The following is a 19,160-nucleotide window of genomic DNA, read 5'->3' on the forward strand; positions in this document are numbered from 1 at the left end:
ATGGTAGTAGATCGTTTGATCCCATTGCCCGGCGCCGAAACAGAAGCGCGCCGTGTGGCGCGTACTCTCCCTTGCCGTGGCTGGACCGCATTGAGGCGGTCGAAATTGCGAATCACGGAGTTACGGGCGCGTGCCGAGACTCCGGAAGGTTTCGCATTTCGCATGTCAATTTCCAGTTCTGACCACACCGTCATGCCCGAGAACATCGAGAACGACGAGCTCGTCGAGGCCGCAGAGGCCGTCGTCGCCGAGTCCGCCGACTCCATCGAGGCCGACGCCCCCCTGGCCGAGCAGGCCGACACCGACTCCGCCGACGCGGAGGCGGACGCCGACGCCGAGCCGACCATCTCCTTCGCCGACCTGGGCCTGCCCGAGGGCATCGTCCGCAAGCTCGCGCAGAACGGTGTGACGGCGCCCTTCCCGATCCAGGCCGCGACCATCCCGGACGCCCTGGCCGGCAAGGACATCCTGGGCCGCGGCCGTACCGGCTCCGGCAAGACGCTCTCCTTCGGTCTGCCGACCCTGGCCACGCTGGCCGGCGGTCACACCGAGAAGAAGAAGCCCCGCGCGGTCATCCTCACCCCGACCCGTGAACTCGCGATGCAGGTCGCGGACGCGCTCCAGCCGTACGGCGACGTGCTCGGCCTGAAGATGAAGGTCGTCTGCGGCGGTACGTCGATGGGCAACCAGATCTACGCGCTGGAGCGCGGTGTCGACATCCTCGTCGCCACCCCGGGCCGGCTGCGCGACATCATCAACCGGGGCGCCTGCTCCCTGGAGAACGTCCAGGTCGCCGTCCTCGACGAGGCCGACCAGATGTCCGACCTGGGCTTCCTGCCCGAGGTCACCGAGCTGCTCGACCAGGTTCCGGTCGGCGGCCAGCGCATGCTCTTCTCCGCCACGATGGAGAACGAGATCGGCACGCTGGTCAAGCGCTACCTGAACAACCCGGTGAGCCACGAGGTCGACAGCGCCCAGGGCAACGTCACGACCATGACGCACCACGTCCTCGTCGTGAAGCCGAAGGACAAGGCGCCGGTCACCTCCGCCATCGCCGCCCGCAAGGGCCGCACCATCATCTTCGTCCGCACCCAGCTGGGCGCCGACCGCATCGCCGAGCAGCTCGTCGAGGCGGGCGTCAAGGCGGACGCGCTGCACGGCGGCATGACGCAGGGTGCCCGCACCCGCGTGCTCGCCGACTTCAAGGACGGTTACGTCAACGCGCTCGTCGCGACCGACGTCGCCGCCCGCGGTATCCACGTCGACGGCATCGACCTGGTGCTGAACGTGGACCCGGCCGGTGACCACAAGGACTACCTGCACCGCTCGGGCCGTACCGCGCGGGCCGGCAAGTCCGGTGTCGTCGTCTCGCTGGCGCTGCCGCACCAGCGTCGTCAGATCTTCCGTCTGATGGAGGACGCGGGCGTCGACGCCTCGCGTCACATCGTCGGCGGCGCGGGCGCCTTCGACCCGGAGGTCGCCGAGATCACCGGTGCCCGTTCGCTGACCGAGGTCCAGGCCGACTCCGCGAACAACGCCGCCAAGCAGGCCGAGCGCGAGGTCGCCGACCTGACCAAGCAGCTGGAGCGCGTCCAGCGCCGCGCCGGTGAGCTGCGCGAGGAGGCCGACCGCCTCGTCGCCCGTGCCGCGCGCGAGCGGGGCGACGACCCCGAGGCCGCCGTGGCCGAGGCCGCCGCCGAGGCGGAGGCCGCCATCGAGGCCGCCGTCTCCGTGCCGGAGCAGCCCGCCGCCCGTGACGACCGTCGCGACGACCGGGGCAACTTCGACCGCCGGGACAACCGTGGGGGCGACCGCGGTGGCTACCGCGGTGGCAACGACCGCCGGGACGACCGCGGTGGTGACCGCGGTGGTTTCCAGCGTCGTGACGACCGTTCGTCCGGTGGCTTCCGCCGGGACAACGACCGTCCGTCGTTCAACCGTGACCGTCGTGACGACCGTCCGTCGGGCGGCTTCCGCTCCAACGACCGTCGTGACGACCGTCCGTCCGGTGGCTTCCGCCGCGACAACGACCGTCCGTCGTTCAACCGTGACCGTCGCGACGACCGTCCCTCGGGCGGCGGCTTCCGTTCCAACGACCGTCGTGACGACCGTGGCGGCCGCTCCTTCGAGCGCCGCGACAACGACCGCCCGTCGTTCAACCGCGACCGTCGTGACGACCGTCCCTCGGGCGGCTTCCGCTCCGGCGGCAGCGACCGTCCGTTCAATCGCGACCGTCGTGACGACCGTCCCTCCGGCGGCTTCCGCTCCGGTGGCGGCGACCGTCCGACCGGCCGCCGCGACGACCACCGGGGCACCGGCACCAACACCGGTTCCTTCGGCCGCCGTGACGACAAGCCGCGCTGGAAGCGCAACGGCTGAACACCGTGAGGACCTGCTGAAGGTCCGCTGAACGGTCTGCGGAAAGCGGGCCCGCTCTTCACGAGCGGGCCCGCTTTTCTTTTCGCTTCCCTCACATGAGCGACCGCTGCTAACATCCGGCGACTTGCACAGGGGCGGGGCCGGGGCCGGGGGGCTTTGCGGGCTTTACGTGATTCCTTTGCGGCGGGCCGCCGTCGATCACCTGTGCCCTTCATGCCTTCGGGCATTTCGGGGAGGACTGACCCTTTTGGCTCGCCTTGCTTCTCCACGCGGTCGTGGCGCCCGGCGCCGTACCGCCGCGCTGGCCGCTCTCACCGTGGTCGCGGCCGGTCTCGGTACGGTGCCGAGCGCCGTCGCCGCGGATGCGCCGACCCCCATCGCGACGAACGGTGTCTGGGGCATCGACTTCGCCGGCGGAGTGCTGAACACGGTGGAAGTCGCCCCGAGCGGCCCGCAGTTCGCGTTCGCCCGCCAGATCTCCCCGGGCGGGACGACGGTGGGCGCTCCCACCTCGATGGGGTACGTGGACACCTACGCGACCGGCGCGCATGCGAAGCGGGTGCCGTGCGACGCCGGTGACTGCGTACTCCTGCGCGCCACCGGCAACGGCCATCTGGGCCGCTTCTTCGTCGACAACGGCCAGGAACGCGCCCAGATCTGGCTGACGGGGAACACGCTCCACGGTTTCGACGAACCCGCCGTGACCGGGGGCCGGTTCGTGGACGCGACCGGACGCTACTTCGTCTACGAGGCGGCGTCGACCGGCAAGCAGTACATCGACGACGTCGGGATCCGCAGGTCGGACGTGCGGATGACCCGGTCCATCACCGCGGCCTCCGTCTGGGGATCGGTGCTGTGGACGGCGGCCTCCACCGCCGGAGCGGTCACCGCGACCGACCTCGAACAGAAGAAGGTCGTCCAGACCGTCGCCACCGGCGCCCCGTGCGTGATCAAGGAGCTCCAGACCATCGGCCGCTGGATCTACTGGAACTGCGGCCCGAACGGTGCCGCCGGGGTGTACGACCGTACGGCGAAGAAGAGCGTCACCGTGCCGTCCGGCGCCGCGCTCGTCGGCGACGGCTATCTCGTCCGGCACGACCGCACCGCCGGGAAGCTGCTGCTCACCGACTTCCACACCGGGAAGGCCGCACCGCCCCGGGAGATCGCGGACCTGCCCGCGGGCAGCACCGCCGACCAGCGCCGGCTGACCTGGGCCGTGGACAAGTTCGGCGGCGACGTCGCGTACGTCGGCCCGGACAAGGCGATCCGGATCGTGGAGAGCGGGGTGCCCGCGCAGCCGCTCGCGAAGATCGAGTCGGACCTCAACGCCGGGTACGTCGATCTCAAGAACGACGGCGGCGGCCAGATCTGGGAGAGCACCTGGCAGCTCAACGCCCCCGCGACCTGGACCTTCGTGGTCAAGGACATCCGCGGCCGGGCGATCCGTACCCTCTCCGGCGGCCCCGGTGCCGAGGTGGCGGTCGCCTGGGACGGCAGGATGGACACCGGCCGTCCCGCCGCCAACGAGATCCACACCTGGACGCTGACCGCCAAGGCCGTCAAGGGCGGCGGCACGTACACCACGAGCGGGAAGATCTCGGTCTCCGGCGGTGTCCAGGGCCATCACGACCAGGGCGGCAACGACTTCGGCGAGCTGGTCACGCTCAACTCCGCCGGCGGACTGACCCTGCACTACACCGAGGGCAAGGGGAAGCTCGACTGGAAGCGCTCCGGCGCCGGCTGGCCCAAGGGCACGGTCGCGGTCCCGTTCGGGGACATGGGCAGCGACCGGTGCGCCGAGATGCTCGTACGGATGCCGAACGGGGAACTGCGCCGGTACGCCGGGAAGTGCGGCTCCCCGTACACGCCGAACAGCAGCCACACCTCGCTGGGCACGGGCTGGAACGCGTACGACGTCCTGACCGTGCCCGGCGATCTGACCGGTGACGGCCGTCCCGACCTGCTCGCGCGCAAGGCGTCCACCAGCGATGTCTACCTCTTCGCCAACGACGGCCACGGCAAGCTGAAGGCCGGGGTGAGGATCCGCTCGTCCTGGACCGGCTACACCAAGGTCGTGGGTGCCGGGGACCTCAACGGCGACGGGTACGGCGATGTGCTGGCCCACCACAAGGACGGCACGCTCTACCGCTACGACGGCACCGCGAGTGGAAAGCTGAAGGAGCGGGTGAAGGTCTTCGGCGCGTGGGGCACCTCGTACGACACCGTCGTCGGGGTGGGCGACATCACCGGCGACGGGAAGGCCGACCTCGTCGAGCGGGACCGCTCGGGCAACCTCTTCCGGAACAACGGCAACGGCAAGGGGTCGTTCGGCTCCCGTACGAAGATCGCCACCGGGTGGCAGGTCTACAAGGGGGTCTTCTGATGCGCAGGGCGTTCCCGGCGCGGGCGCTCATGACCGCGGCAGCGGCCGGAGCCGTGCTCGCCGGCCTGCTGGGCTCCGCGCCGCAGGCGCGGGCGGCCACCACGGTCCCCTCCTGGCTGATCCCGCTGCACTACACCGACGACGCGGACGGCTCCCACCGCGCCTGTACGGGCATCACGCTGTCCAGGACCCGGACCCTGGCCACGCCCGACTGCTTCACCGGCCGCAGCCACGCCGACATGGAGTGGGACCACGACCTGTCGAGCGGCCGGCTGTCGAGCGGCGTCAGCGATCCGCGCTACCGCAGCCACCCGACGTACGACGCGGCCACCCGCCGGGGCGCGGTCTCGGTGGCGGTCAAGGCGACCCCGGCCTCGTACGGCAAGCCGGTGCTCGCGTCGTCGGCCGACACCGCGCTGTACGCCTCGGGCGCCAAGGCCACGTTCTACTCGTGGTCCGGACTGGACCTGGACGACGCGCCACGGGTCCGCCACAGCGAACAGGTGGTGCTGAAGCCGGCGGCGTCCTGCGCCGCGCTGCTCGGCCGCACGCTGCCGTCCGGCACGCTCTGCACCGTGCCGGCCCCGGGCGCGCCGCCCGTCGCGGACGAGGACCAGTGCTTCGGGGACGCGGGCGGGGCGCTCGTCGGCGGCGGCCGGCTCCTCGCGATCTCGGCCACCAGGGCCACCGGCTGTGTGACGGGAGGGGTGCGGCTCTACACCCGGATCTCCTCCTACCGGTCCACGATCGTCGACTGGACCCGTGACGTCGACCTCGACGAACGGATCAGCGGCTCGGTCCTGGCGCGGGAGCCCGGTCGTCTCATCGACCTCTGCACGACGGACCAGCGGGGCAAGCTCGACGACTGCTACGTCGACGGCATCGGCTCGATGATCGACGGGCGCGAAGAGTTCGACTTCATGACCGAGGCGGGCGACCTGGGCGGCGACGGCGGGGGCGACCTGCTGGCCCGTACGCGGGGCGGCACGCTCTACCGCATCCCCAGCCCGCTGAGCCGCAGCGATCTCAGCAAGGCCCCGAGGGTGAAACTGGGCACCGGCTGGTCCAAGTACAACCGGATCGTGGCCACCCGCGACCTCAGTGGGGACGGCCTGCCCGACATCCTCGCCCGTGACGCCGCGGGCGTGATCTGGCTCTACCGGGGCAAGAGCGGCGGCTCCTTGGCCGGCCGTACGAAGGTCACCACCTGGAAGGGCTACACCGCCTTCGCCGGACGCGGGGACCTCTCGGGCGACGGGCGTGCGGACGTCGTGGCCCGGGACGGTGCCGGGGTGCTCTGGCTCTACCGGGGCAACGGCAAGGGCGGTTTCGCGCCACGTACGAAGATCGGCTCGGGCTGGGGCAAGTACAACGTGATCGTCGGCAGCGGGGACATGGACCACAACGGCCGCCAGGACATCCTGGCGCGGACCCCGGCGGGCGCGGTGTATCTCTACAACGCCGACCACACCGGGGGTTTCTCGGCGCCGAGGAAGCTGGCCGACACGCGCTGGAAGAAGTACGCGAAGATCACCTGAGCGCTGCGACGGTTCCTGGGGGGCGTGGCCTGCGGGCCGCGCCCCCCTTCGTTGCCGGGGCGCGCGGTCCTCTGTCGCCGGGCCGCGCCCTCCTCTGCTGCCAGGGCGTGCTTTCCCCAGTCGTGACCCCGGCGGCCGCATGTGTGCTCCGACCCCAGGGAATCGCTGGGGACATGACAAATGACTTGAGTGAGGACCCACCCCCGGGCGTCTCCGACGAGGAGCGCCTCGCACAGCTCGGGTACACACAGACGCTGGCCCGGCGGATGTCGGCATTCTCCAACTACGCCGTCTCGTTCACCATCATCTCGGTGCTCTCCGGCTGCCTCACGCTCTACCTCTTCGGCATGAACACCGGCGGACCCGCCGTCATCACCTGGGGCTGGATCGGCGTCGGCCTGATGACGCTCTTCGTCGGCCTGGCGATGGCCGAGATCTGTTCGGCGTACCCGACCTCCGCCGGTCTCTACTTCTGGGCCCACCGCCTGGCCCCGCCGCGCACGGCCGCGGCCTGGGCGTGGTTCACGGGCTGGTTCAACGTACTCGGCCAGGTCGCCGTCACCGCCGGGATCGACTTCGGGGCGGCGTCCTTCCTGGGCGCGTATCTGAACCTCCAGTTCGGCTTCGGGGTCACCCCCACCCGTACGATCCTGCTCTTCGCCGCGATCCTGCTGCTGCACGGCCTCCTCAACACCTTCGGGGTGCGGATCGTCGCGATCCTGAACAGCGTGAGCGTCTGGTGGCACGTCATCGGGGTCGCCGTCATCGTCGGCGCCCTGACCTTCGTACCGGACTCGCACCGGTCGGCGTCGTTCGTCTTCACCGAATTCGTCAACAACACCGGCTGGGGCAGCGGCCTCTACGTCGTGATGATCGGCCTGCTGATGGCCCAGTACACCTTCACCGGCTACGACGCCTCCGCCCATATGACGGAGGAGACCCACGACGCGGCGACGGCCGGACCGCGCGGCATCGTCCAGTCGATCTGGACCTCCTGGATCGCCGGCTTCGTCCTCCTCCTCGGCTTCACCTTCGCCATCCAGTCGTACGACGGAGCGCTGAACTCCCCGACCGGCGCCCCGCCCGCCCAGATCCTGCTGGACGCGCTCGGCGCCACCACCGGAAAGCTCCTGCTGCTGATCGTGATCGGCGCCCAGCTCTTCTGCGGCATGGCGTCCGTGACCGCCAACAGCCGCATGATCTACGCCTTCTCACGCGACGGGGCCCTGCCCTTCTCGCACGTCTGGCACACGGTCAGCCCGCGCACCCGCACCCCCGTAGCCGCGGTCTGGCTCGCCGCCGCCGGAGCCCTGGCGCTGGGGCTGCCGTACCTGATCAACGTCACGGCGTACGCGGCGGTGACCTCGATCGCGGTGATCGGCCTCTACATCGCCTACGTCATCCCCACCCTGCTCCGGCTGCTCCGGGGCGACGACTTCACCCCGGGCCCCTGGCACCTGGGCCGCTGGTCGCGCCCGATCGGCATCGTGGCGGTGGTCTGGGTCCTGATCATCACGGTGCTCTTCATGCTGCCGCAGCTCTCGCCGGTCACCTGGGAGACGTTCAACTACGCGCCCGTCGCGGTCCTGGTGGTCCTGGGCTTCGCGGCGGCCTGGTGGCTGGCGTCGGCGAGACACTGGTTCCTCGCACCGGATCACAAGCGCACGATCACCCCGGACGAATCCCCCTGACGGCCCGGTATGTCACCATGCCGGGGCCCAGTGGCCGATACCCGATCGGCGACCGGGCCCCGGCGGGCTATGCTCAGGGGTGATTCGCCGAGGGCCGTTAGCTCAATTGGCAGAGCAGCGGACTTTTAATCCGTTGGTTGTGGGTTCGAGTCCCACACGGCCTACCGCCAGCAGTGCGGGGAAACCCCCCTCTGAGCTGCTACTCAGCGCCTCGATCGGTTTCGTCCGGTCGGGGCGCTCCGTCGTTCCCGGGCTCTTGCGTGAGCGGACGGCCCGGCAGCAGGGGCTACGGAGGGGGCCTTACGGGTACGTTGCACCAGCGCGGCGGCGGCTTCTGCCGCGGCTTTGTCGACCTCGGGCAGCAGGCTCGTGTACGTGTCCGACGTGAGCGTGATCGTGGAGTGGCGCAGGGTCTCCTTGATCGTGTAGAGGTCACCACCCCCGCCGTGGGTGAGAGTGGCCGCGACGTGACGCAGGTCGCGCAGAGTGATCGGCGACAGGTCGGTGGTGGCGAGGACGCGGCGGAACGTCTCGGAGACCGTCTCCGGGTGCAGCCCAGGAGCCGTCCTCGCGGGTGAACACCTTGCCGCTCTCGTTCCAGGCGTCGCCCCACTTCTCCCGGGCGCTCAGCATCGCCTTGTGGTGCTCCCGCAGAAGAGCGGCGTTGACGCTGTCCAACGCGATCGTGCCGGCGCTGCCGCCAGGGAGGGATGAGCCAGGCCAAGGTGCTTTTTGATCGAGTATCCGATGCGTTCGGCCACAATTCGCGTCCAGTCCCTGTTGGCGCGGCGTTGAGGAGCCGCCCCAGTCATGGTTCGAAGGGTGCACTTTCCAGACACCTGATTCCGACTCCCCAGGGGCGTCCAGATGAGCGACGTCGCCTTCGGCCCCTTCCTCCGCTGCTTCGTGTCGAAGGCCGGAGCCGTCAGCAGCGGGCTGATCTGTGCCACCCGGTGTCGGCCATGTCCGAGGGAGCGCCGCACACGTCCGGCCGGTCCGCCGCGTTGCCGTACACGTGCGCGAGGCGTCACGCGAAAGAGCCGCCGAGTCGAACTCCAATGCCTCAATCGCGTACAGCTGCGACAAGCCTTTGAATTCGAAGGGCGCCGTGCTGGAGAGTGGGCGCCTCGGTCTCGGTAATTCGGCTCCGGCCGGAGACGGGCCGTCCTGGACGGACTGCTCCGCCTGCCGCCGCTCCGCCTGCCGCCCACGGGGCGTACCGCCTCGTGGCGGACAACCGCGAACGGATGCCGGGAGGCGCCTCGACGTATGCGATCAACTTCCCGCACTGACCATTCCCGCGTACGCGTAAATCGCGCCGAATTTTCTTGATCGGCTTACGCCCTGCTGTGCCGAACAGGCCTGGCCCATGGCGCCCGTGCTGGCATCTCAACACACTTTGTATTAATTGCCTTTAAGTCCTTTCGGGTTGCGCCCGGGCGTGGCGCGAGAATTCTTCTATCCTGTCTAGCCATGACTGCGACCTGGGCATATGCCGATCGCGGGGCGTCGATTGACACCCTTCTGGATCATTCACTCGTTCGCGCATCACCCCCTGTCCGCTTCCTGCCTACTCTTGTACGCATCTCTTTCCATGGGCTCCCGCCGCTCAGGTAAATGGCTATTTTCAGGCTGCCGTTGGAAAGAGGGGATTGATGAATTGCTGTCCGTGGGCGGGATGTCCGACGGACTCTCGCCTTTCCCCACGAAGAGAGTGGAATCATCGATGAAATTCAGTGCTCGGGGCTTGCCGGGTCGGCGTGCCCTGGCAACATCGATCGCGTCGGCTGTGATGGTTGCCGTTGCCGGGGTGGTGGTCACACCGACCCCTGCCGCCGCGATCGCGACGGCCGTTCCCCTCGGTACCGCCGACAGCTTCGCGGTGCTTGCCGGTCAGTCCGTGACCAACACCGGCGCCTCAACGGTCACGGGTGACCTGGGCGTCAGCCCGGGTACGGCGATCAGCGGCTTTCCACCAGGACTGGTGAACGGCGCGACACACTCCGCCGATGCGGTCGCGCTCCAGGCCCAGACCGACCTGACCACCGCGTACAACAACGCTGCGGGACAGGCGCCGGACGCGAGTCTCTCCGCGGACCTCGGCGGCCTGACCCTGGCCCCCGGCGTCTACAACGCGTCGTCCTCCATCGGGCTCACCGGCACACTCACCCTCGACGCCAACAACAACCCCAACGCGGTGTGGGTCTTCCAGATCGGCTCGACGCTGACCACCGCGTCCGCCAGTCGGGTTCTGCTGGTCAACGGCGCCTCGCCCTGCAACGTGTTCTGGAAGATCGGTAGTTCGGCCACACTCGGCACGAATACCACGTTCGTCGGCACGATCATGGCGCTCACCTCGACCACCCTGAACACCGGCGCGTCGATCACCGGCCGCGCGCTGGCCCGCAACGGCTCCGTGACGATGGACACGAACTCCATCACCAGGCCTTCGTGCGCCACCACCACCGGCGGCACGACCACCGGCAGCACCACAACCGGCACGACCGCAGGCACAACCACCGGCACCACAACCGGCACGACCGCAGGCACAACCACCGGCACGACCGCAGGCACAACCACAGGCGGGCTTCTCGGCGGTGTCACCACGGGTGGCCTGCTGGGCGGGGTCACCACCGGCGGCCTGATCGGCGGCAGTTCCATCGCGGGCAACACCGTCGGCGGCAACACCGTCGGCGGTGGGAACACGGTCGGTGGCAACACGGTGGGCGGCGGCAACACCGTCGGCGGAACTGTGGGCGGCAACACGGCGGGCAACACGGCGGGCAACACGGCGGGCAACACGGCCGGGAACACCGGCGGCAACATCGGGGGCGGCCAGGGCAAGCCCCCGCACCACGGAAAGCCGGTCCACGAGGGCAAGCCCCCGCACCACGGAAAGCCGGTCCACGAGGGCAAGCCCCCGCACCACGGAAAGCCGGTCCACGAGGGCAAGCCCCCGCACCACGGAAAGCCGGTCCACGAGGGCAAGCCCCCGCACCACGGAAAGCCGGTCCACGAGGGCAAGCCCCCGCACCACGGAAAGCCGGTCCACGAGAGCAAGCCGGGCGAGTCCGATAAGTGGGACAAGAAGCAGGACTACGGAAAGTCGGTCCAGCAGTACTGACGCTTCGCCGTTCCGGCCCTGCGGGCGCAGCGATGCGCTCGCAGGGCCGGACGCCGTACGCCCGTCAGGCACAAGGAAGTTCAGCGGAAGAGTTGTGAGAGGAGGGCCGGGATGACACCGACTGGCCCAGGAGACGTACTGAACGGGGGCGAACCGGTGAGTTTTCCGCCCGGTAGCCCCGTCACCGTCCGTCGTACGGTGACGGGAAAGCAGGGGGGCGCCCAGCCCGGCCCCGACGAGTTGTCGCGGCTGCCGTTTCCGTTGCGCACCGCGACGAAGGGTGCCGCGGTCCTGTTGGTGTGCGTGTCCCTGCTGCACATGTTCTTCCTGTTCCTGCACGTAGCCCCGCCGAACCAGATCTCGCAGCGGTACGCCCGGCAGGTCCAGAGTTGGGTGTACCCGCTGTTCGAGCAGAACTGGCGGCTCTTCGCCCCCGAGCCGGAGTCGTCCGTCCCCCAGATCTCGGCTCGTACGGTCAGGACCACCGCTGACGGCTCGCAGCGGATCAGTGGCTGGTTCGACCTGACCGCCGTGGACGACGCCGAGGTCCGGCACAACCCCTTCCCGAGCCACACCAACCAGAACATGCTCCGCAGGGCGTGGACGGGCTATCTCGAATCCCACGGCAACAGCGACGAGTCCTACTCGGATCGTGCGGTGATGTGGCAGGAGTACCTGCGGAACATCGCCGTGGACCGGATCACCGCCAAGCGGCCGGGCGCCGTCGAGGGAGTTCAACTCCGCGTCCTCACACGGCCGGTGGCCGCCTTTGACGCAACCGGCCAACGCCGCCCGGTATCGCGGTCGGTAGTCGACACCCGCAATCTGCCCTGGTGGAAGGTGCCCGCGCATGGCCACTGACCGGACTCCGATGCCCTTGCTCAGCAAGGACGATGCCTCACGAGCGTCCACGGCGGAGAACGTGCCGGTGACGTTCCGGCACCTCGGCGACCTGCTCACGCTGCTCACTCGCCGCCCCGTCTCGCTGTACGCGGCCGCGACGCTGCGCATCGGCTACGGCCTGTGCTATCTCGTGTTCCTGTTGCGCGAACTCCCGCACCGGGACGAGATCTGGGGGCCGGGCTCCCAGTGGACCCCGGCGCTGGCGAACCGGCTGTTCGACCAGACCGGCTGGTTCAGCGTCCTCACGCTCTCCGACAGCAAGGTGTACTTCAACCTCTGCTACGTGGCGGCGCTCGCCGTCTGCGTGATGTTCCTGCTCGGTTGGCGGACCCGGGCGACGTCCGTGCTGTTCGCCCTCGTCGTGGTGTCGTTCCACGCGCGGTCGATCTTCATGACCGACGGGGGAGACAACCTGATCCTCCTGATGGCTCTCTACCTCACCGTGACCGCCTGCGGGCGCCGCTGGTCACTCGACGCGCGCCGAAATGTCCTCCGCGCCCGGACCGACCGGCCCGGCCGCTGGGCGCTGTGGCGCGCGGGCAGCGACCTGTGGCCCCAACTCGCCGTGGCCCGCGCGTCACTGACCACGGTCCTGCACAACTGCGGCATGTTCGTCATCGCCGCCCAGGTCTGCCTGCTCTACGGCTCGGCGGGCCTGTACAAGGTGCAGGGTGGCTCGTGGCAGGCGGGAACCGCCCTGCACTACGTCGTCAACCTCGACCTCTTCCGGCCCTGGCCGGCTCTGTCCGCCTTGGTCGACAGCTACCCGCTGTTCATCGCGGCGGCCGGCTACCTGACCGTACTGATCCAGGTCGCCTTCCCGTTCACTCTGTTCAGCCGCTTGAAGTACGCCCTCCTCGTGATGCTCCTGGGCATGCACATCGGCATCGCGGTCCTTCTGGGCCTCCCGATCTTCTCCGCCGCCATGATCGTCGCCGACGCCGCCTTCCTCCCGGACCGCTTCTACCGCGCAGCGGACCGAGCCACCCGCCGTACCCTCGCCCGCCTGCGCTCCCGCGAGTCCCCGGCTGTCCCTCGGCGAGTCCTGCTCGTCCCGCCCCAGTCGCCCGCCCGCACCCTCCTCCCGACACCACCCGCCGGACCGGCCGCAGCGCAGGACCGGGCACGGGCCAAGCCGTAGAGCCGCCGGCGCGGGCGGTGCGTCACCCGGTTGACGCACCGCCCGCGCCGCTCCGCGTACGCGGCAGGGCGGTGTCGGCCGACGGTTTCGTCCGGTCGGGGCGCTCCGTCTTTCCCGGCCCCGTGAGTGAACGATGGGTGAGCGGACGGCCCGGCAGCAGGGGCTACGGAGGGGGCCTTACGGGTACGTTGCACCAGCGCGGCGGCGGCTTCTGCCGTGGCTTTGTCGACCTCGGGCAGCAGGCGCAGCCAGGAGCCGTCCTCGCGGGTGAAGACCTTGCCGAAGCAGAGGCTGCCGGGCACAACGCGGCAACTGTCCTCGGTCAGGCGCTCGACCAGCGCACCCTGGACGATGCCCACAGCCCCGCCCACGCGCTGACCTGGCGGCCCTCCGCCGCCTCGGCGAGCGCCACGCCCCTGGCCCCCGCGCCCAGGGCCAGCAGCGCCACACACATCGCGCTGCCCGCCCCGATCCACCTGCCAGCAGCCACTCCACCGCCGCAGGTCAAGTTCAGGCCGCGAGACCGCCGCCATCGGCTCGTGGCTGCGGTGGAATGTGGCCGAGGGCATGCGGCGTCATGGGTCGGTGCACTGCGAACAGGCGGCCCAGGGGATAGCCCAGGGGATAGCCCAGGGGATAGGCGACCGTCGATGCGGCCAAGGCCACCGGACCGGGATGTGGTCGACCGGTGCGGGTGGTCAGCAGGCGTCCTCGGCGAGGACGGAGGTGTCGGTGGGGGCCGGGTGCTGGTGGCGGATCTGACCGGGGTTCAGGACGCCGAGTTCGGCTGCCCTGAGGCCCGCCTCGAAACGGGTGCTGACGCCCAGGGACTTCAGGATCGCGGCGACGTGTCGCCGGTAGGTGCGGACGGAGACGTCCAGCTGTCGTGCGGCGGTGTCGTCCTTCGTTCCCGAGCCGAGCATCTGCAGGACCTTTGAAAGGATGGGGTCCAACTGGACGGATTCCGCGGTGGCCTGACGCGGCTGGAGCAATTCCGCGGCGTGGTCCCACAGGGGTTGCTGGAACTGGTGCAGGGCGTTGGTGGCCTCCCGCCGGACGACCAGAATCCTCGACTGCTCGCTTCCGGCGCGGGTGTCCACGACGGCGAGGTCGGTGGCCACGAGCGCGAGGTCGGGCAACGGGCCCGAGGAGAGCCTGATGCGCGTCCCCTCGGCCATCAGCCGGGCCATGCGGGAACGGAATCCCGGCTTGAGCGACGCCGGCTGGCTGAGTAACAGTCGTAAATTGTGCCCGCGTTCCAGGACCTCGCCGTGGATGAACCGTGAGAGGTCCGAGTCGGGGCGCCCGACCATCTCGACGGCGAAGCGGCCCACCAACTGCACGCCGCAGTGCGGAGTCCGGCGTTGGACAAGGGCCTGCCGCAACATCTCATAGGCAGTGGCCGGATCGCAGATGGTGACCAGCTGTCCGGACCACTGCTCGGGTCTCTCATGCGCACTACGGCAGCCCGCGCCGCCACGGCATACTGCATCCACGGTAGTCCCCCCCCGGGAGTAAGACGTCTCAACCGCAGACGGGCTGAGTGCCTTCGCTTTTTCGGCTGACATGATCGCGGGCACATTGGATTCGCGCATGAAAATTACGTCAAGCCCCACGTGGGGTGGGATATAGGTCATGCGCAGATCTTTTATGAACGCGACGACAGTAAGGATGCTATTAGCCGTTCCCTACCGAAGCCGGGCTCCATCGACTATTTGCGCAGATTTTACAGAATGCGTGATCATGCTCCGCGCGGGCGGATGGAGCGGTGCGGGGAATCAGGCGAGTGGCAGATCGGGGACGGCGATCAGGCTGGTCCGCGGGGCTGACAGGTCCTGCGGACCACCCTGCGCCGGGCCGCCGCACGGTGGCCGGCCGCGCACCACGTCGCGCAGCGGCACCTGCGGATCGGCGGCCAGGCGGATGTCGAGTTCGGCGGATTCGGCGATGAGGCGGCGGCCCTGGACCAGGTCGCGAGGACGGTCCACGGCCAGGACCGCCTCCAGCCGGTTGCCGTTCACCCACAGCGCTGTCCAGCAGGAGCTGTCGGGCGAGCAGCGAAAGACCATCTGGTCCGCTGCCGAGTGGTGGCCCGCGTACTGCACCGTGCGCCCGAACTGCTCGGACCAGAAGTACAGCGGAGGGTCGTACGCCGCGGGCCGGCCGAGGAGGGCCGCGGCAGCCGCCTCGGGGGCCTTGTCGGCCGTCTCCCAGTGCTCGACCAGCAGTCGGCGGCCGTAGCGCTCCGACCACCAGGCCGCGCAGTCCCCCACCGCCACCGCCTCGGCCCTGGTGGTCCGTAACGCGCTGTCGACCACCACCCCCCGCTGCACGTCCAGCCCCGACCCGGCCAGCCAGCCCACCTCCGGCCGCGCTCCGACACCGGCCACGACCACGTCGGCCTGCACGGACCGTCCGTCGGCGAGGGTCACCCCGCCGTGGTCCACCGAGGCGACCTCCACTCCGAGCCGGAGCTCGACCCCGGCCTCGGCGTACCAGCCCACGGTCAGCACTCCCAGCTCGGGGCCGAGTACCGCTGCCAGCGGAGTGGCCGCTGCCTCCAGGACCGTGACCCGGCAGCCCTTCTTCGCCGCCGCGGTCGCCACCTCGGCGCCGATCCAGCCCGCGCCGACAATGAGCACGCGCGCGCCAGGGCGCAGCGAGGCGCGCAGCCCGCGCGCGTCCTCCAAGGTCCTGACGACGTGCTGGGGCCCGTCGCCCGGCAGCCTGATCGGCGTGGCGCCGGTCGCGATCACCAGCCCGTCGAAGTCCAGCGGTCCCGCTGTCGTCTCCAGTACCCCGCCGGGCCTGCCGTCGTGGAACCGCAGTGCCCGTGCCCGCTGTCCGAGCCGGAGTCCGCAGCGGAGCCGCTCCCAGTCCGCGGGGAGGGTGGTGTCGTCGGACTCCCCGGCCAGGACGGCCTTGGTGAGCGGCGGCCGGTCGTACGGCCGGTGGTGCTCGGCCCCGACCAGCGTCAGCTCCCCCTGGTACCCCTGCGTTCGCAGTGCCCCGGCCGTGCGCAGGCCCGCGAGTCCGCCGCCGACCACGATCACGTTCTTCATGAACCAGCCCTCTTGTCCTCTGCCAGGCCCTCGGCCGCGGCGATCGATCCTGCTAGAGCTGTCTTCAGCGGAATCCCGAGGTGTTCCGCCGCGGCGGCCACGTCCTCGTACTCCGGTTGGACGTTGACGACCCGTCCGAGATGGCGCGCGACCTTGACCCGTACCGTGGCGGTGCCCACGGCGACGGTGGTGATCTCGCGTTCCAGCTCGCGCTTGGTGACCCGGTACTCCCGGGCGCCGATGCTGGAGGTCTCGGTCAGGACCAGCTCGCGCACGGCCGGGAGGACGGACGGGGCGCAGAGGACCGAGAGGGTGTGCGCCGGGCGCCCCTTCTTCATCAGGATGGGGGTGAGCCAGGCGTCGGACGCCCCGAGCTCCATCAGCCGGGCCAGGACGTGCGGCCAGATCCGCGGGTCGAGATCGTCGACGTTCGCGTCGAGCACCATCGCGTCCGTGCCGGGCGGCGAGTCGTCCCGGGCATCGCGGGAGGCGTCCGGGGCCCCCAGGACGACGCGGACGACGTTCGGAGTGTCCGGGAGGTCGCGGGTACCGGCTCCGACACCGCCGCCGAGCAGGCGGAACTCGGGCATCGGGCCCCAGTCGGCGCAGAGCGCGAGGACCAGCGCCGCCCCGGTCGGCGTGCACATCTCGAACGGGGAACCGCCGGACCTGGCCGGCGCCCCGTGGTCGGCCAGGAGCCTGAGCACGGCGGGGACCGGGACCGGGATCTCGCCGTGGGCGCTGCGGGCACGGCCGCTGCCCAGCGCGATCGGGGTCGCGGTCGCGCTGCCGATGCCGAGGTCGTGGTAGGCCGCGCACGTCCCCACCACGTCGCCGATCGCGTCCAGCGCGCCGACCTCGTGGAAGTGGACGTCGTCGACCGGGATTCCGTGGACGGCGGCCTCCGCGCGGGCCAGGCGGGCGAAGACGGACTGGGCCCGCTCCCGCACGGGTTCGGGGAGCGCGGCTTCCGCGAGCGTCGCGCGGATCGAGTGCCAGGTGCGGTGCGGGGTGCGGGTGGCGGTGTCGACGTGCACCTTCGTCGCCGACAGGCCGCACCGCAGCACTTTCTCGGCCCGGATCCGGATGTCACCGGGAGCGACCGCCTCGACGGCGCACCGGACGGCGGCCACGGATGCTCCGGCGTCGAGCAGCGCGCCCAGGAGCATGTCCCCCGAGGCCCCGGACGAGCAGTCGAACCAGGCTGAGGCCACCGTGCTCATGAACCCACCGGAACCGTGGTTGCCGGAGTTACCGGGGGGACCGGCTGAGCGGCGTCGGCGTGCGCCACGCGGCGGAGCATCCGCGCGGCCGCGACCGCTGCCCCGAAGCCGTTGTCGATATTGCACACCAGGACGCCCGGACCGCAGGAGTTGAGCATGGTGAGCAGCGCGGCGATGCCGCCGAAGGAGCTGCCGTAGCCGACGCTGGTCGGCACCGCGATGACGGGGGTGCCGACCAGTCCCGCCACCACGCTGGGCAGCGCGCCGTCCATGCCGGCGACGACGATCAGGCAGTCCGCCGCGTCCAGGTCCTCCCGGACCGCCAGCAGCCGGTGGATCCCGGCCACGCCGACGTCCCGGACGATACCGGTGGAGCAGCCGAACTCCGTTGCCACGAAGGCCGCTTCGCGTGCCACCGCTTCGTCCGACGTCCCGGCGGAGACCACCAGGACCCGGCCCCGGGGGCTCAGCGGCTCTCCCACCGCCGCGCAGCGGGCGTCCGTGTCGATCCTGGCTTCCGGGAAGGCGAGCGACACCGCGTCCAACGCCTCGTCCGGCAGCCGGGTGGCGAGGGCCGCGCGGTCGCCGGGCTGGGCGAGCAGGGCGGTCAGCAGGGCCACGGTCTGGGCGGGTGTCTTGCCCGCGCCGTAGACCACCTCGGGGTCGCCGGTGCGCAGGGCCCGGTGGGTGTCGAGCCGGGCGAACCCGAGGTCCTCGAACCCCGCGCCGGAGCGGCCCGACAGCGGGCCCCGCACCAGCTCGCCGAGCGCCTCCTCGGCGGTCGCCGTTCCTGCGGACACCTTGTGCAGCAGCGCCCGGACTTCGTCACGATCCACTGGTGATCCGCTCCGTGATCTGGTTGAGGGAACCGGACCTGAATCCGCGGGGGTCGACCTCGACCGACGCGAAACCGGTCGCGCGTACCGCGTCCAGCGCCTCCCGGCAGGCGGCGACGGCGGCCACGGCGGGCCGGTCGACCTGGATCAGCGCGCTGTCCCCGAGGTCCCTGACCCGTAGGTCGTACGAGGCGATCCCGGCCCCGCGCAGGCTGTCCCGGAGCGCCTGCTCGGCCGCGTCGACCCGGGCGAGCCGCTCCCTGGTGATGGTCAGGCCGTAGGCGACCCGGCTGGACAGACAGGGTGAGGCGGGCTTGTCCCAGGTGGGGAGGGACCAGGCCCGGCTCGCCGCGCGCACCTGCTCCTTGCTGAGGCCCACGTCGGCCAGCGGGGTGACCACCCCCTGGAGCGCGGCCGCCCGGATGCCAGGGCGGAAGGGGTCCGCCAGGTCGTCATGGTTGGTCCCGGTCGCGACCTGGGCGAAGCCGACCCGGTCCGCCAGCTCCCTGAGCCGCGTGGCCAGTTCGTCCTTGCAGAACCAGCAGCGGGACGTCGAGTTCTCCCGGTAGCCGGCGGTATCCAGCTCATGGGTGCCGACGAAGACGTGGTTGGCTCCCAGCTCCGCCGCGATGTCCCGCACGGCGCCCCGCTCCCTCCGCGAGAGGCTCGCGGAGTCGCCGGTGGCGGCGATCACGTGGTCGGGCCCGAGTGCGCGGACCGCGGCCGCCAGCAGCAGCGCGGAGTCCGCGCCGCCGGAGAACGCCACCACGACCGAGCCCAGTTCGGTCAGCCGCCGGTGCAGCAGGCCGATCCGAGTGGCCAGGACCTCTCCGGGGCCGGGCGGCGGGGCGGCGTCTGTGCGGGATGTCGGATGTGGCAA

The 19,160-nt window shown here is 70.5% G+C and carries 13 protein-coding genes and 1 tRNA gene; 8 read left to right on the forward strand and 6 right to left on the reverse strand.

Features of this window, described 5'->3' with window-relative positions; genetic code table 11:
- Positions 1–192: 192 nt before the first annotated feature.
- The 8 genes from GA0115234_RS34220 to GA0115234_RS34260 all read left to right on the forward strand — a co-directional run bounded on the left by GA0115234_RS34220 (position 193) and on the right by GA0115234_RS34260 (position 13,159).
- Positions 193–2,379 carry a DEAD/DEAH box helicase gene (locus tag GA0115234_RS34220; protein ID WP_093549516.1) on the forward strand — a complete coding sequence of 729 codons (2,187 nt, stop codon included), beginning with the start codon at positions 193–195 and terminating at the stop codon, positions 2,377–2,379.
- Between the two features lie 247 nt (positions 2,380–2,626).
- Entirely contained in the window at positions 2,627–4,762 is a 2,136-nt protein-coding gene (locus GA0115234_RS34225) for an FG-GAP-like repeat-containing protein (protein ID WP_093549518.1), read from the forward strand.
- Complete coding sequence (locus tag GA0115234_RS34230; protein ID WP_093549520.1) at positions 4,762–6,300, forward strand: FG-GAP-like repeat-containing protein; 1,539 nt, start codon at positions 4,762–4,764, stop codon at positions 6,298–6,300. The genes GA0115234_RS34225 and GA0115234_RS34230 overlap by 1 nt, the downstream gene beginning before the upstream one ends.
- Positions 6,301–6,473: 173 nt before the next feature.
- A complete protein-coding gene (locus GA0115234_RS34235) occupies positions 6,474–7,991 on the forward strand; it encodes an amino acid permease (RefSeq protein WP_093549522.1) in 1,518 nt (505 codons plus the stop codon).
- Positions 7,992–8,082: 91 nt separating this feature from the next.
- Positions 8,083–8,155, forward strand: a tRNA-Lys gene (locus GA0115234_RS34240).
- A 1,646-nt stretch (positions 8,156–9,801) separates the two neighbouring features.
- Positions 9,802–11,115: an ice-binding family protein gene (locus GA0115234_RS34250; protein ID WP_343335965.1), complete on the forward strand. Its 1,314-nt coding sequence runs from the start codon at positions 9,802–9,804 to the stop codon at positions 11,113–11,115.
- A gap of 198 nt (positions 11,116–11,313) precedes the next feature.
- Positions 11,314–11,976, forward strand: coding sequence for a DUF5819 family protein (locus GA0115234_RS34255; protein WP_256088890.1), 663 nt, complete (start codon positions 11,314–11,316; stop codon positions 11,974–11,976).
- The gene (locus GA0115234_RS34260) at positions 11,966–13,159 is read left to right on the forward strand and encodes an HTTM domain-containing protein (RefSeq protein ID WP_237541968.1); all 1,194 of its coding nucleotides are present in this window, start codon (positions 11,966–11,968) and stop codon (positions 13,157–13,159) included. Before GA0115234_RS34255 ends, GA0115234_RS34260 begins: the two co-directional genes overlap by 11 nt.
- A 322-nt stretch (positions 13,160–13,481) precedes the next feature.
- On the opposite strand, the gene GA0115234_RS42625 is transcribed toward GA0115234_RS34260, so the two are convergent.
- From GA0115234_RS42625 to larE, 6 genes are all read right to left on the reverse strand, one after another.
- Positions 13,482–13,649, reverse strand: a complete 168-nt coding sequence (locus GA0115234_RS42625) for a hypothetical protein (RefSeq protein ID WP_176729355.1) — start codon at positions 13,647–13,649, stop codon at positions 13,482–13,484.
- A gap of 208 nt (positions 13,650–13,857) precedes the next feature.
- Complete coding sequence (locus GA0115234_RS34265) at positions 13,858–14,502, reverse strand: helix-turn-helix transcriptional regulator (protein ID WP_141718522.1); 645 nt, start codon at positions 14,500–14,502, stop codon at positions 13,858–13,860.
- Between the two features lie 435 nt (positions 14,503–14,937).
- Positions 14,938–16,221 (reverse strand): NAD(P)/FAD-dependent oxidoreductase, encoded by a 1,284-nt coding sequence (locus tag GA0115234_RS34270; protein WP_093549528.1) that lies wholly within the window; start codon positions 16,219–16,221, stop codon positions 14,938–14,940.
- Positions 16,218–17,444, reverse strand: a complete 1,227-nt coding sequence (gene larC, locus GA0115234_RS34275; protein ID WP_093549530.1) for a nickel pincer cofactor biosynthesis protein LarC — start codon at positions 17,442–17,444, stop codon at positions 16,218–16,220. Before larC ends, GA0115234_RS34270 begins: the two co-directional genes overlap by 4 nt.
- Positions 17,441–18,280: a nickel pincer cofactor biosynthesis protein LarB gene (gene larB / locus GA0115234_RS34280; protein WP_093549532.1), complete on the reverse strand. Its 840-nt coding sequence runs from the start codon at positions 18,278–18,280 to the stop codon at positions 17,441–17,443. Before larB ends, larC begins: the two co-directional genes overlap by 4 nt.
- Positions 18,270–19,160 carry an ATP-dependent sacrificial sulfur transferase LarE gene (gene larE, locus GA0115234_RS42630; RefSeq protein ID WP_161275716.1) on the reverse strand — a complete coding sequence of 297 codons (891 nt, stop codon included), beginning with the start codon at positions 19,158–19,160 and terminating at the stop codon, positions 18,270–18,272. Before larE ends, larB begins: the two co-directional genes overlap by 11 nt.

Origin of the sequence: Streptomyces sp. DvalAA-43, assembly GCF_900091725.1 — a bacterium.
GTDB lineage: Bacteria > Actinomycetota > Actinomycetes > Streptomycetales > Streptomycetaceae > Streptomyces > Streptomyces pulveraceus.